The sequence below is a fragment of the Staphylococcus shinii genome (genome assembly GCF_017583065.1).
Classification (GTDB): Bacteria; Bacillota; Bacilli; order Staphylococcales; family Staphylococcaceae; genus Staphylococcus; species Staphylococcus shinii.
This window is the reverse complement of the sequence record NZ_JAGEVL010000003.1, coordinates 291,010-304,066: the sequence shown is the minus strand read 5'-3', so window position 1 is coordinate 304,066 and position 13,057 is coordinate 291,010. Positions and strand designations below refer to the sequence as shown.

The window sequence follows — 13,057 nt, the reverse complement described above, 5'->3', positions numbered from 1 at the left end:
AATTTATGCTTAATTTTATAGGATTTTATTTTTCAGACTTTTTGTTAACGATATTTTCGTATCTAGATTGTTGTCTGTAACTAAAGGTACTCTCTTTTACTAACTTCTCATTTGTTAAACCTACTCCTACTGCGCCAGCTACTGTAGCAATAGAAGCAGCAAGCCAAGCAATTTCTATATATTGTATAAAATCTGCAGGTCCTGAAGTTCCTATTGTTTTTCCTACAAAATCAGCAGGCAAAATGGTTAAACAAGTTATTAAAAATAAAATAAATAAAGTTATATAGTAAATCGATACTGATATGAAAAGTGTAATTAGCGTCGTAAAATTATATAGTTTAGAAATGTGTTTTTCTCCTTTTCCAGCAGGGATGTCCCATAATTGATGAGCTAAAATAATCCATATCAACATTGCAAATATAGATGCAAAAGAAAGAGATAATAAACGTAATTCTGAAAAAATATAACTTAATTGCCACAGTGTTGTGAAAATTAAGCCAAAAGCACCTGTGGTAAAAGATAAAGCAAGTGAACTCGTAAGAGTTTTCATCATGTTTAAAGGTTTGTTAACTGAGACCATGCCAGAAACTAATTGTAATTTACCGATAAAAGAAGGGAATATTAAATAACGAATATGATAAGAATCAGTGTCCTCTATATAGACAGTTTTTCTTTGTAGTCGTTTAGATGGAAAAGCGTTTTGACTATAATATTTGTTATTGTATTCGTTACCCTGTTGATTATTATCATTACTGAGATAGTAAACTTCTTTCATAGCGTATAATATAGCACGCTCTACTCTTTTACGTATAGATCCCCACCCAAAAGCAGAAACAGAGAGCAAAATTGTTTTACTTTTCTTGTTAATATCAGCAGCTATAACTTTTTTTTCATCAAGTATAGGTAAATCAGTTAAGTTGATTACATATGACCAGTTATTTTCTTTTGCATAACTTTCAGTGTTTGTATATAAATCAATAAAATTTTTTGCTGCGCCTGTTATAGAATCTTTTATCACTTCTACTTCCCATTCTATTGATGAATCAAATTGTGAAGAGAGCAAACTAGGAAGCGTTTCATAATACTTATCTGCTAGCTTTTTTGCTAAATCAGGGGCTGTCAGTATACCGACTTTTTTCTTCATTGTAATTACTCCTTCAGATTTTATGTTTTGATTTTATGCGTTTTTTTTTGTTTTTCAGTTTTTAATGATGTTTCCTCTTTTTCTAATTGGCGTTGAATTCTTTGCTTACGCCCTCTTTGTCGGCTTGTATAAGTAATCTCTTTCATCGTATTTTCTCCTTCCATAACGGAGCCTAATGCACCTGCTAAAAGACCAGCAGAGGATATGAACCAACTTAAACGTAAATAATTGCTTACTGAATAACTTTCTGTTGCGTTTCCCCAATTTTTAAATAAATCGTCAGGTACAAAGAAAATTATGCTAGTTAGTAATAACAGAAAAAGAATAATATAACTTAAAAGGAATAAACAAAACATAGTTAACAATGTAGTAATGTTATAAAGATACCGGTATTTTTTTTCTGTTGCTGAAGAAGGGAATTCCCAAAAATTGTGAGCGTAAACTAACCAGCCAATCATTCCTATTAGCGAAAGCGTCATAAGCAGTATAAATCTTTGCCATTCATAGACTAGGCTTAATTGCCAAGGCGTAGAAAATATAGAAATATAAGTGCCCGTTGCTACCCCGAGAGCAATTATCTTTTTGAAAGAAATAATTGCTTTCCATGGCTCATTTGCATATGTCATACCTAAAATTATTTTCAAAACACCTAGAATGGTAGAACTATAAACATATCTGTGGTTAGTTGTAGTTTTCTCTTGAGGAGTTACTTCATTAACTTTTAAAGAAGACAATTTTTTTAAAGGAGAAGTTTTATGTTCAGAATTCATATACATGTCTATTATGACATCCATAATTGTGGAGCGTAGTTTACGTTTTAATCTATAGATCCCTAACGCAGGTAAAGAAATAAGTGCGGTTTATTTCTCAAAATTAACATCTGATATAACGCTTTTATTATTAGAAAAGCTTGGTAAATCAGTAACACATATAGAATAGTCTAATTCACTTTTTTCTTTACGTTTATATGCGTAATCAATGCATCTATCTACATATTCAGCGCTACCTACCACTGTATTTGACTCTACTTTAAATTCGAAGCTAACTCCTGAAATTCTTTTCTCTAAGAGTTCTGGTAGTATATTTATAAATTTATTTGTCAATTTTTCTGGCATATTAGGAGCAACGGTTAATCCAACTTTTATATGTTTCAATCTACTCCCTCCTTTTTTAATAATTAAAATATAGGTAATATAAATAGTTTAGTTAATTGAATTTGTAAATATATTAGTTATATAACCTTTTGTAAAGTGAATAAACAGAAGGCTGTAAGGGGATAAAGTACCTATTATTAAAATAGAATAATTCTATACTTAGATTAAAATAAATAAATTCAAGTATTTATTTTGATTGTGAAGGGTAAATTATTAATATAATTGATTGAATTAGCGGTCAATTTCTTAATCTAACTTTAAAATTCTCTGCAAATATGGAAATAGCATTTAAATAAAGAAGGTGTGATATTATGGTTGGAAATATGAGCTATGGTAAAGATTATAAATTTATTCCAATAACTTCAATAGAAAATAAGCAAGGTATTGAAGTTACTAATGATTTGTATCAATATACAACGCAAATTGTAAATATAGTGATGTATGGTCATTCTAAAAATGATTTCGTGCTTATAGATGCAGGAATGCCAAACTCAGCTCAATCAATTATCGAAGAAGTAGAAAAAAGGTTTGGTCCAGGTAGTCATCCACAAGCAATTGTTTTAACACATGGTCATTTTGACCATGTTGGTGCAATTATTGAGTTGATTAACTATTGGGATGTCGTAGTATACGCACACCCTTTAGAAATACCATTTTTAACTGGTAAAGTTAATTATTTAAAACCTGATATCACTGTAGAAGGTGGCTTGCTTGCAAAAACATCATTTATATTGCCGAATACAGCAATTGATTTAGGTAATCGTATCAAAGCGCTTCCTGAAGATTATAGTGTGCCACATATGTCGGATTTTCAATGGATACACACACCTGGACATTCTCCAGGTCATGTTTCTCTTTTTAGAGAAAAGGACGGTGCACTGATTGCTGGAGACGCTTTTATAACTGTAAAACAAGATTATTTGTATCAAGTGTTAACGCAGCAAAAGAAAATTTATGGACCACCCAGATATTTCACTACAGATTGGGAGTCAGCTTTTGACTCTATAAAAAAGTTAGAAAGCATACAACCTAAGATAGCTATAACAGGTCACGGCTTACCTATGAAAGGTAAAGAACTTACAAAGAACCTAAATTATTTAGTTAATAATTTTGATGATATCGCTCTTCCAAAACATGGTAAATATTTAGAATAAAAAATAATTCATTTAATATAAGTGGAGGCTTGTCACTTTTTTAAAATAATCGTCAGTTTACTTATTTCTCCTAAAGGGTAATATTTAAATATTCTGAAAATAATGAAGGAGTGTTTATATGAAAGCAGTAACTTTTCAAGGCAATAAATCCATGGAAGTTAAGCAAGTAGACGATCCTAAAATTGAAGAAACGACAGACGCAATTATTAAAATTACGGCTTCAGGTATTTGTGGCTCTGATCTTCATTTATATCACCAAGGTGATTTAATGTTGGATTCAGACTTTGTTATTGGTCATGAACCTATGGGTATTGTCGAAGAAGTCGGTAAAGACGTAAAAAAACTTAAAAAAGGTGATCGTGTTGTGATTCCTTTTAATATAGGGTGTGGTGAATGTTACTATTGCACTCATGAAATGGAGTCGCAATGTGATAATTCAAATAAAGAACCAGCAAGTTGGAAATTGGATAACGGCGGATTATTTGGCTTTGGTCAAATGCACGGTAACCATTGGGGCGGCCAAGCAGAATATTTAAGGGTACCATACGCAGATTTTTCTTCTTTTGTTGTTCCTGACAGTAATATGAAAGACGAGCAAGTATTATTTTTATCTGATGTAGTACCTACTGCTTATTGGAGCGTAGAGCATTCTGGCGTCAAGTCAGGTGACACTGTGGTAGTTCTTGGTTGTGGTCCTATAGGACTTATGGCTCAAAAATTTGCCAAGCTTAAAGGCGCAAAGCGTGTTATCGGCGTGGATAATGTAGAACATAGACTACAACATGCTAAACAATATAACCAAGTAGAAGTTTACAATTTCGATAATGAAAAAGAAATTGGCAAACTACTTCGTGAAACTACACATGGCGGCGCTGATATAGTTATTGATTGTGTAGGGATGGATGGTCAAGTCCAAGCTTCTGAACGTAAATTAAGTTCAAATTCTTCCCAACGCGGAACTATTAGTCCAATTCATACTGCTGCCGAAGCGGTAAGTAAATTCGGTACAATTCAATTAACAGGCGTTTATGCAACTCCAGTAGATGATTTTCCACTTGATCTTATCTTCAATCGTGATGTCCAAATTAAGACAGGACAAGCTCCGGTTATACACCTCATGCCAAAATTATATGACATGATTCAAGAAGGCACATTTAACCCCACTGAAATCATCACACATACAATGTCATTAGATGACGCACCTCAAGCTTATGAAATATTCGATGAAAAAAGAGATAACAATATTAAAGTAGTTTTAAAACCTGAATAAGTTTTGTTGAATCGTTCTTGAACTATGTGAATATATTAAAAATAGTTTGAGTAGGCCAATAGAGACATTTCCATGATACAAAGACAAATAAAAAGAGGTAGATAGTTATGAAAATAGTTGGCTTATTCCCTTCAGATCCTAATGCGGAAAGTGAGAATCAACTTTTAAATGATAAATATGCATTAGGTATTAAATCATTTATAGATAATAAAAAACACGAATTTGTAGTTGTTAATAGTGATGAAGAAATAGAAGAGCATATTGAAGATATGGACGTTGTTATTAGTTCTCCATTTTTACCTGCGTATATAAATAAAGAAAGAATTAATAAGGCTGAAAACCTCAAGCTAGCTATAACTGCTGGCGTAGGTTCAGATCACGTTGATTTAGAAGCGGCAGGTGAAAATGAATTAACAGTAATAGAAGTGACTGGATGTAATACTGTAAGTGTCGCTGAACATACGGTAATGGATCTTTTAATATTGATGCGTAATTTTATGGAGGGACATCGTCAATCTTATGATGGAGAATGGCATTTATCAAAAGTGGGTGAGCATGCGCATGATATTCAACATAAGAAAATAGGTATTTTTGGTTACGGACAAATTGGAGAATTGGTTGCTCAACGCTTGCAACCTTTTGACGTACAAGTACAGCATTTTAGACGTTCTAGTCAAGAAGATACAGCATATTCGAAGTATGTGAACTTTGACGAATTAGTATCTACAAGTGATGCGTTAGTAATTTTATCTCCATTAACTACAGAAACCGATGACTTATTTAATTATGATGTATTGAGTAGAATGAAAAAAGGTAGCTATTTAGTTAATACTGCACGAGGTAAGATTGTTAATAAAGAAGATTTAGTTGAATTGGTTAATGCTAAACATATCCAAGGATATGCTGGAGATGTTTGGTACCCGCAGCCTGCACCTCAAGACCACCCTTGGAGAACTATGCCACGTAACGCTATGACAATCCACTATTCCGGTATGACATTAGAAGCACAAAAACGTATTGAAAATGGTGTGAAAAACATCTTAACTAACTTTTTTAATGATAAAGCTTTTGACGAAAAAGACGTTATTGTTTCAGGCGGTGACATTAAAAATAGTAGTTACAAGTCAAAATAAAGTGGAGGTTTATCGAATGAATTTAACTGAATTTCATAATGAAATTAGAGGCTATACGCAAGATAGACAACCGGGCATTGAGAGCCAAATGGATCCCAGACCGATTAGCGAATTTAAAGAATATAGAGCTGGTGGTAAATTAAATGGAAAAGTAGCACTGATTACCGGGGGCGATTCAGGCATAGGGCGTTCTGTTGCTATTCTATTTGCTAGAGAGGGTGCAGATGTAGCAATTGGCTACTATGATGAAGAAAAAGATGCTGAGGAAGTTATAGGAATAATAAGATCATTAGGAAGATCTGCTAAAGTTTATAGCCATGATTTAAAAAATGTTGAGGATTCTAAAAAGTTAGTTGAAGATGTAGTTAATGATTTTGACGGCCTAAATATTTTAGTGAATAATGGCGGAGTACAATATCCAAAAGATGAATTTCAAGATATAACTGCTGAGCAAGTTAAAGAAACATTTGAAACTAATATCTTTGGTATGATATTCCTTTCTCAAGCAGCATTGCCACATTTAACTTCGGGAGACACGATCATTAATACAACAAGCGTAACAGCGTATAATGGATCAGCTGAATTAATCGATTATTCCGCAACTAAGGGGGCGATTGTTGCTTTTACACGTTCTCTAGCTACAACTTTAATGGAGAAAGGTATTCGTGTTAATGGCGTCGCTCCTGGGCCAATATATACACCATTAATACCCGCTTCTTTCAGTAAAAGTAAAGTAGAAGTTCATGGTGGTGATACGCCAATGGGCAGACGTGGACAACCAGCTGAATTAGCACCTGCTTATGTATTCTTAGCTACATTAGCAGATAGCTCTTATGTCACTGGTCAAGTCATTCACGTGAACGGTGGAGGATATATGACTTCATAACTAGAAATATAAAGGTAGAGGGGAAAATCAGTGCTGATTTTCCCCTCTACCTTTATTAATGTATAAGATGATTAGTCTAAATGAAGTCTGTTATGCTCTTCTAGAGTATTAATATGAGCAAAGTATTTTTTACATATTATAAAACCAATGATTATCAATGTAATAATACTAATAAGAGTTAATAATTTTTTCATTTTATCTCACCCTTTACTTTTGAATTTATTTTGAAAAATTTTGTAGCGATTATAATTTTGAATTCGTATTTGCGTTCGTATAGGCATAAAAATAAAAGGCTTAATAGTGCTCTTTTAATATTTTCCCACTCACGTAAATGTTAATCAGATTTTAAAAATTAATATTATTTTCTAGGAAATAATTAGCTATATAAGTTTACGTAAATATATTAGAAACAGGCTAAAATTGAATCAATATCATGAATAACAGGTAAAGTATATAAAAATAAAATTACCTATTGAGGTTTACGTTACGTAAGGGTGTAAAGTGAATTTTGAAAGGAGGTAAAGGATGTCATATACAGTCAGTCAATTAGCTAAAATATCTGGCGTAAGCAATAGGACTTTACGTTACTATGATCAAATAGGTTTACTTAAGCCAGCTAGAATTAATGAATCTGGATATCGTATATATGAACAAGAAGAAGTCGATATACTGCAACTAATCGTATTTTACCGTGAGTTAGAGGTCAGTTTAGATGAAATTAAAGAGATTATCCAACAACCAACATTTAATAGGATGAAAGCTTTAGAAAACCATTATTATAACTTAAAACAACAACGTGAACGCCTCGATAAAATTATTCAGACAGTTGAAAAAACGATTGCTAATAATAAAGGAGAAATTATCATGAAAGATAAAGAAAAATTTGAAGGATTCAAAGAAAAAGTTATTAAAGAAAATGAAACAAAACATGGAAGAGAAATCAGAATGCAATATGGAGATGACCTCATAGATCAAAGTAATAAAAAATTTAAGAATATGACACAGGCAGATTACGATGCTTGGAAAAATTTGGAAAAAGAAATTATCGATTTGCTATCTGAAGCGTATCAAACAGGTGACCCATCTTCCGAACTTGCACAAGCATTAGCAGCAAAACACAAAGCTTGGCTCATGTATACATGGCCTGAATATTCTAAAGAGGCTCATGCTGGACTAGCAGAAATGTATGTTAACGATGCTGCTTTTACTGATTACTATGATAAATATGTAGAAGGCGGTACACAATTCCTCAAAGAGGCCATTTTAGTATTCGTTGGCAAAGCATGAGTATACCAAAAAGTTAATGAGCATAAATTATTAAAACGCCGCGCACTAGATAATTTTTAATATTTAGAGTGGACGGCGTTTATTTTAGTTGATTTTGTGGTCAGTTATGCAGCCTTCTTTTGAATCACATGAGTTACACTTTCCAGATTTAGATTTTTTAATAAATCTAGTGAGTGTATATACGGTATAGCTGAATATTGCCGAAAATACAATAATATTTATTAAAATTGTCATAAGCTCACTTCCTCAAATAAATATATGACTAATCTGATAGAAAACGAACGATAATATATAGGCAGCAATTAGAGGATATGCAACTGCTAGTATAGTCCATTTAAGTGAATACGTTTCTTTTCGAATAGTAGCTACGGTTGATAAACAGGGTATATACAATAATATAAATATCATAAATGCATATGCAGATAATGGTGTGAATTGTTCTTGAATAATATGGACTAATCCTGACTCATCGGAAGCATAAATAATCGCCATTGAACTGACAATAACTTCTTTAGCAAGGAATCCAGGAATTAAAGTTGCCCCAGCTTGCCAAGTACCGAAACCTAATGGTGCTATGAAAATGGCAAAGAAGCTACCGATTGCATGCAAAAAGCTTTCGTTAATATCTACATTACTCTTTCATAATAATAATCATTATCAATTATACATTTATATTTGAAGCAATAGAAGTCGTTAACATATTGTATTTATGAAAACTTTGTTAAACATTTTTGAATAAGACATATATAAACTGAAATAGTAAAAAAGAGATTATTTCGTAATCCATAATTATTTATGTAAATGGGTATAGTATAGTGAGCAAAGATGTTGTATTTACCTTAGTGTAATAATACACTAAGGTAAACACCAATTTTAATAGTTAACTATATGAGATTTGTAAATATAACGCGATACATAATAATTAAAGTCAACTAAGTGTATTTGAAGTCAATCTAATTCTAGAAGCAATGTGATGTTTATATGAGCAGTAAAATACTTTTAAATACGCATTAAATTAGGAGGGATTCAAATGATTATTCGTGAAAACAAATGCATTAAAGTGAAAAGACTGAATGAAACACGGTCAAGTGGGATATCTGTCATGATTGAGGAAGGTGGCTTAGGCGCTGATCAATATTATCAAATAGAAAAGCAAAATGCTAAAACCTCTGAAGAACACTTACATCAATTTGAACATGAAGTTAGCGAAAAAAGTGATATAGAACTTGTTGAATTATTGATTATTAACGCCCAAGAAAGTACCAACAGAGAATATAGCGAAGCATTAAAAGTAATTAAATTAGAGATATTAAAACGTATGGAATAAGCTTATCGCAAAAGTGGTTGGGAGTTACACCCCAGCCACTTATTTTTTGTGTTCATGAGTTAATAAGCTTGTTACTTCAGTATATTTAAAGCAATCTATTTAACAGTTGGATTAACAAAAAATATAAAACCACAAACTATTAAAATTCACTATTAATTTTAAAATCAAAATAAATATATTGCTAATTATTAATGGTAAGCATAAAATATAGTTAATAGTGATAATCATTATCAATAGGAGGGATTTAATGAAGCAATTAGTAACTTTTATTATTTTAGCAGTATTGCTACTCACAGCATGTAGTAATGAGTCAAAATCAAATGGAGAAGAAAGTACGAAAAGTTATACGTTAGACAGTGGTAAGAAAGTTGATATACCAAAGAATCCAAAGCGCATTGCGGTGGTAGCTAATACATATGCAGGTGGCATAAAATATTTAGGCGGTAATATTATCGGTGTTACTAAAGACATAGAAAAGAGTAATGTTTTAAAAGAGAAATTTAAAAATACTGAAAAATTAAATGAAAATGATGTGGAAAAAGTTGCAAAACTTAAACCGGATTTAATTATTGTTGATACTACTGACAAAAATATTAAAAAATACCAAAAAATTGCGGCAACTATACCAATCGAATACGGCAATAAGGATTATTTAGATACACAAATTGAATTAGGAAAGATACTTGGTAAGGAGAAACAAGCTAAAACTTGGGTGGAAAAATGGAAAGCTCAAACTGCTAAAGATTCTAAAGAAATCAAAGGACATATAGGAGAAAACGCAACAGTTTCAATTTTTGATGATTTTAGCAAAACCATCTATGCATTTGGCCCGGAATGGGGACGTGGTGGAGAAGTGTTATATCAAGCATTTGATTTGGATATGCCGAGATCGTTAGAAAAAGTAATTAAAAAAGATGGTTGGAAAGAGTTATCACAAGAACAATTACCGAAGTATGCTGGCGACTATGTTGTCACGATGAGTGAAGGTAAAGCTCAACCAGAATTTGAGAAAACAAATATGTGGCAACAAATTCCGGCTGTTAAAAATAACCATATTATTAATGTAAAAGCCGAAACTTATTGGTACAATGACCCGTATTCATTAGAATTTCAAAGAAAAGAACTTAAAAATAATTTAATGAAATAACAAATAAAGAAAGAGTGGAACAGCAATCATATATTGTAAAGATGATTGTCATTCCACTCTATATAAATATAGTTAAACCTTTATCCGTTAAACTCTGTAGGGTTTGGACCAATTCTTTTATCTTGATTTAAAGCATCAATACGATTAATTTGTGCTTCGGTTAATGAAAAATCAAAAACATTTATATTCTCTTCAATTCTATGTGGCGTCACAGACTTAGGAATTGTAACAACACCATGTTCAATGTTCCATCTGATTACGATTTGCGCAGGTGATTTTCCAGTTTCATCAGCTATGGCATTAATCGTTTCATCTGTAAGAATTTCAGCATTCATTAAAGGTGACCAAGATTCCATTTGAATAGATGCTGAAGCTAAATAGTTTCTTAATGACTCTTGTGTAAAGTATGGATGGAATTCTACTTGGTTAATAACTGGTTTAATAGTAGTTTTTGCTTCTAACAATTCTAATTGTTCAATCGTGAAATTACTAACACCAATATTTTTAACTTTACCTTCGTTGTATAATACTTCCATACCTTCCCAAGTTTCTAACATGAGTGATTCATTTGTACCGGGCCAGTGGATGAGATATAGGTCTAAGTAATCTAAACCAAGATTGCTCAATGACGTTTCATAGCCTTCTTGCACGTTATCTTTACCATAGTGATTTAACCATAATTTAGATGTGATAAATAGGTCTTCTCTTTGAATACCTGCCGCTGCTATACCTTCTTGTATGCCTTGTCCAACCATTTCTTCATTAGCATAAACTAATGCTGCGTCAATACTACGATATCCGTTGATAATTGCATGCTTTACCGCATTTTTTGCTGTGTCATCATTTTCTACTCTAAAGACGCCTAATCCGAGTTGTGGCATTGTGTTGCCATTATTAAAAGTTATATTTTGCATCATTATGCTCCTTTTCATTAAATGAATTTTAGTAAAATATTACCTATGAACGCCATTTTAAACCTCTTATTAGGAATATGTAAGTACGCACTTTAAAGTAACCTAGGTAAAATTACTTAAAAATAATGATTCTTTTTAAAATGGCATGTACAATAGTTTCAAAAATCATTATACTTAAAAACATGTTTGTTTTAAAAAAAGCTAGGAGATATAAAAATGAATTTGTTACATAGAATACTACGTAAAGAAGATGTATCGCGCTATCAAAATAAAGACGCGCATTTAGAACGTACACTTCGCGTTAAGGACTTTTTAGCATTAGGTGTTGGAACGATTGTTTCAACTGCTATTTTTACATTGCCAGGAGTTGTGGCTGCGGATCATACGGGACCTTCCGTCAGTCTATCCTTTTTAGTTGCGGCAATTGTAGCTGCGATGGTTGCATTTGTATACGCCGAAATGGCAACTGTAATGCCGTTTGCAGGCTCTGCATATACTTGGATTAGTATATTATTTGGAGAATTTTTTGGTTGGATTGTTGGTTGGGCGTTAATCGCTGAATATTTAATTGCAGTATCCTTTGTAGCCTCTGGTTTTTCTGCTAATTTAAGAGGGCTATTAGACCCCTTTCATATTTCGCTACCTAATTCACTTTCAAATTCATTAGGTACTGACGGCGGGGTAATAGATTTGATAGCAGCAATTGTCGTTGTTATCACTGCTTTATTATTGTCTAGGGGTACTTCAGAAACAGCACGCGTACAGAATATATTAGTCGTGTTAAAAGTGCTCGCAATTTTCCTATTTATAATAGTAGGTTTATCTGTGATAGATATTGGACATTATGTACCGTTTATTCCTGAATATAAAGAAACTGCAGCAGGTGCTTTTGGTGGTTGGCAAGGTATTTATGCAGGTAGCTCTGTTATATTTGTTGCTTACATTGGTTTTGATTCTATTGCTGCCAATTCTGGTGAAGCTATTAATCCACAAAAGACAATGCCTAGAGGGATTTTAGGATCATTACTAATTGCTGTGACATTGTTCGTCATTGTAGCATTAGTGCTAGTTGGTATGTTTGATTACAGTGAATATAAAAACAATGCGGAACCAGTTGGATGGGCATTACGTACAAGCGGTCATGGTACTATTGCAATTATTGTACAAGCCATTTCTGTCATTGGTATGTTTACTGCATTAATTGGTATGATGCTCGCTGGTTCACGTTTACTTTACTCATTTGGTAGAGATGGTATCCTTCCGTCTTGGTTAGGTAAATTGAACAATAAAAACTTACCAAATCGCGCTCTAGTCGTATTATCTATCGTTGCAGTAATTGTTGGATCTGTATTCCCATTTGGGTTCTTGGCACAATTAATTACAGCAGGAACATTAGTAGCCTTTATGTTTGTAACGGCGGGTATTTTCGCTTTACGTAAACGAGAAGGTAGAGATTTGCCATTACCAGCATTTAAATTACCGTTGTATCCTGTTATGCCAATACTTGTCTTTATTTGTGTATTTGCAGTATTTTGGGGATTAAGTGGACAAGCTAAATTCTATACATTGATTTGGTTTGTCATCGGTATAGTATACTACCTGTTTTATATTATTAAGACCAATGGACAACAAAAATAGTTA

At 32.6% G+C, this 13,057-nt stretch carries 13 protein-coding genes and 1 pseudogene; 8 read left to right on the top strand and 6 right to left on the bottom strand.

Annotated features, from left to right (window positions below; translation table 11 throughout):
* Positions 1-25: 25 nt before the first annotated feature.
* The 3 genes from J5E45_RS05255 to J5E45_RS05245 all read right to left on the bottom strand — a co-directional run bounded on the left by J5E45_RS05255 (position 26) and on the right by J5E45_RS05245 (position 2,298).
* Positions 26-1,144: a hypothetical protein gene (locus J5E45_RS05255; protein WP_052253405.1), complete on the bottom strand. Its 1,119-nt coding sequence runs from the start codon at positions 1,142-1,144 to the stop codon at positions 26-28.
* A gap of 20 nt (positions 1,145-1,164) precedes the next feature.
* Entirely contained in the window at positions 1,165-1,914 is a 750-nt protein-coding gene (locus J5E45_RS05250) for a hypothetical protein (protein ID WP_208181737.1), read from the bottom strand.
* A gap of 90 nt (positions 1,915-2,004) precedes the next feature.
* Positions 2,005-2,298, bottom strand: coding sequence for a hypothetical protein (locus J5E45_RS05245; protein ID WP_208181735.1), 294 nt, complete (start codon positions 2,296-2,298; stop codon positions 2,005-2,007).
* 311 nt (positions 2,299-2,609) lie between these two features.
* Here J5E45_RS05245 and J5E45_RS05240 point away from each other — a divergent pair, with 311 nt between their 5' ends.
* The 5 genes from J5E45_RS05240 to J5E45_RS05220 all read left to right on the top strand — a co-directional run bounded on the left by J5E45_RS05240 (position 2,610) and on the right by J5E45_RS05220 (position 8,028).
* A complete protein-coding gene (locus J5E45_RS05240) occupies positions 2,610-3,452 on the top strand; it encodes an MBL fold metallo-hydrolase (RefSeq protein ID WP_069793264.1) in 843 nt (280 codons plus the stop codon).
* Between the two features lie 118 nt (positions 3,453-3,570).
* Positions 3,571-4,722: an alcohol dehydrogenase catalytic domain-containing protein gene (locus tag J5E45_RS05235; RefSeq protein WP_069793263.1), complete on the top strand. Its 1,152-nt coding sequence runs from the start codon at positions 3,571-3,573 to the stop codon at positions 4,720-4,722.
* A gap of 107 nt (positions 4,723-4,829) precedes the next feature.
* Positions 4,830-5,855 carry an NAD-dependent formate dehydrogenase gene (locus tag J5E45_RS05230; RefSeq protein WP_039067223.1) on the top strand — a complete coding sequence of 342 codons (1,026 nt, stop codon included), beginning with the start codon at positions 4,830-4,832 and terminating at the stop codon, positions 5,853-5,855.
* Between the two features lie 16 nt (positions 5,856-5,871).
* A complete protein-coding gene (locus J5E45_RS05225; RefSeq protein WP_069793261.1) occupies positions 5,872-6,741 on the top strand; it encodes an SDR family oxidoreductase in 870 nt (289 codons plus the stop codon).
* Between the two features lie 525 nt (positions 6,742-7,266).
* The gene (locus J5E45_RS05220; protein ID WP_039067220.1) at positions 7,267-8,028 is read left to right on the top strand and encodes a MerR family transcriptional regulator; all 762 of its coding nucleotides are present in this window, start codon (positions 7,267-7,269) and stop codon (positions 8,026-8,028) included.
* 84 nt (positions 8,029-8,112) lie between these two features.
* Here J5E45_RS05220 and J5E45_RS05215 read toward each other — a convergent pair whose 3' ends face one another.
* Positions 8,113-8,262: a FeoB-associated Cys-rich membrane protein gene (locus J5E45_RS05215; RefSeq protein ID WP_080750262.1), complete on the bottom strand. Its 150-nt coding sequence runs from the start codon at positions 8,260-8,262 to the stop codon at positions 8,113-8,115.
* Positions 8,263-8,274: 12 nt separating this feature from the next.
* Positions 8,275-8,661, bottom strand: a pseudogene (locus J5E45_RS05210) (nucleoside recognition domain-containing protein); the annotation flags it as partial.
* 397 nt (positions 8,662-9,058) lie between these two features.
* Between J5E45_RS05210 and J5E45_RS05205 the strand changes: the two are divergent.
* Positions 9,059-9,355 (top strand): hypothetical protein, encoded by a 297-nt coding sequence (locus J5E45_RS05205; protein ID WP_017723652.1) that lies wholly within the window; start codon positions 9,059-9,061, stop codon positions 9,353-9,355.
* 247 nt (positions 9,356-9,602) lie between these two features.
* Positions 9,603-10,502, top strand: a complete 900-nt coding sequence (locus tag J5E45_RS05200) for an ABC transporter substrate-binding protein (RefSeq protein ID WP_208181734.1) — start codon at positions 9,603-9,605, stop codon at positions 10,500-10,502.
* Positions 10,503-10,582: 80 nt separating this feature from the next.
* Here the strand turns inward: J5E45_RS05200 and J5E45_RS05195 are convergent, their stop codons facing one another.
* Positions 10,583-11,416, bottom strand: coding sequence for an aldo/keto reductase (locus J5E45_RS05195; RefSeq protein ID WP_039067216.1), 834 nt, complete (start codon positions 11,414-11,416; stop codon positions 10,583-10,585).
* Positions 11,417-11,632: 216 nt separating this feature from the next.
* Between J5E45_RS05195 and J5E45_RS05190 the strand changes: the two genes are divergently transcribed.
* Positions 11,633-13,054 carry an APC family permease gene (locus J5E45_RS05190; protein ID WP_039067215.1) on the top strand — a complete coding sequence of 474 codons (1,422 nt, stop codon included), beginning with the start codon at positions 11,633-11,635 and terminating at the stop codon, positions 13,052-13,054.
* Positions 13,055-13,057: the final 3 nt, after the last annotated feature.

Coding starts and splice junctions, on each gene's coding strand:
- J5E45_RS05255 (WP_052253405.1), bottom strand. CDS start 1,144: ATGAAGAAAAAAGTCGGTATACTGACAGCCCCTGATTTAGCAAAAAAG.
- J5E45_RS05250 (WP_208181737.1), bottom strand. CDS start 1,914: ATGAATTCTGAACATAAAACTTCTCCTTTAAAAAAATTGTCTTCTTTA.
- J5E45_RS05240 (WP_069793264.1), top strand. CDS start 2,610: ATGGTTGGAAATATGAGCTATGGTAAAGATTATAAATTTATTCCAATA.
- J5E45_RS05235 (WP_069793263.1), top strand. CDS start 3,571: ATGAAAGCAGTAACTTTTCAAGGCAATAAATCCATGGAAGTTAAGCAA.
- J5E45_RS05230 (WP_039067223.1), top strand. CDS start 4,830: ATGAAAATAGTTGGCTTATTCCCTTCAGATCCTAATGCGGAAAGTGAG.
- J5E45_RS05225 (WP_069793261.1), top strand. CDS start 5,872: ATGAATTTAACTGAATTTCATAATGAAATTAGAGGCTATACGCAAGAT.
- J5E45_RS05220 (WP_039067220.1), top strand. CDS start 7,267: ATGTCATATACAGTCAGTCAATTAGCTAAAATATCTGGCGTAAGCAAT.
- J5E45_RS05215 (WP_080750262.1), bottom strand. CDS start 8,262: ATGACAATTTTAATAAATATTATTGTATTTTCGGCAATATTCAGCTAT.
- J5E45_RS05205 (WP_017723652.1), top strand. CDS start 9,059: ATGATTATTCGTGAAAACAAATGCATTAAAGTGAAAAGACTGAATGAA.
- J5E45_RS05200 (WP_208181734.1), top strand. CDS start 9,603: ATGAAGCAATTAGTAACTTTTATTATTTTAGCAGTATTGCTACTCACA.
- J5E45_RS05195 (WP_039067216.1), bottom strand. CDS start 11,416: ATGCAAAATATAACTTTTAATAATGGCAACACAATGCCACAACTCGGA.
- J5E45_RS05190 (WP_039067215.1), top strand. CDS start 11,633: ATGAATTTGTTACATAGAATACTACGTAAAGAAGATGTATCGCGCTAT.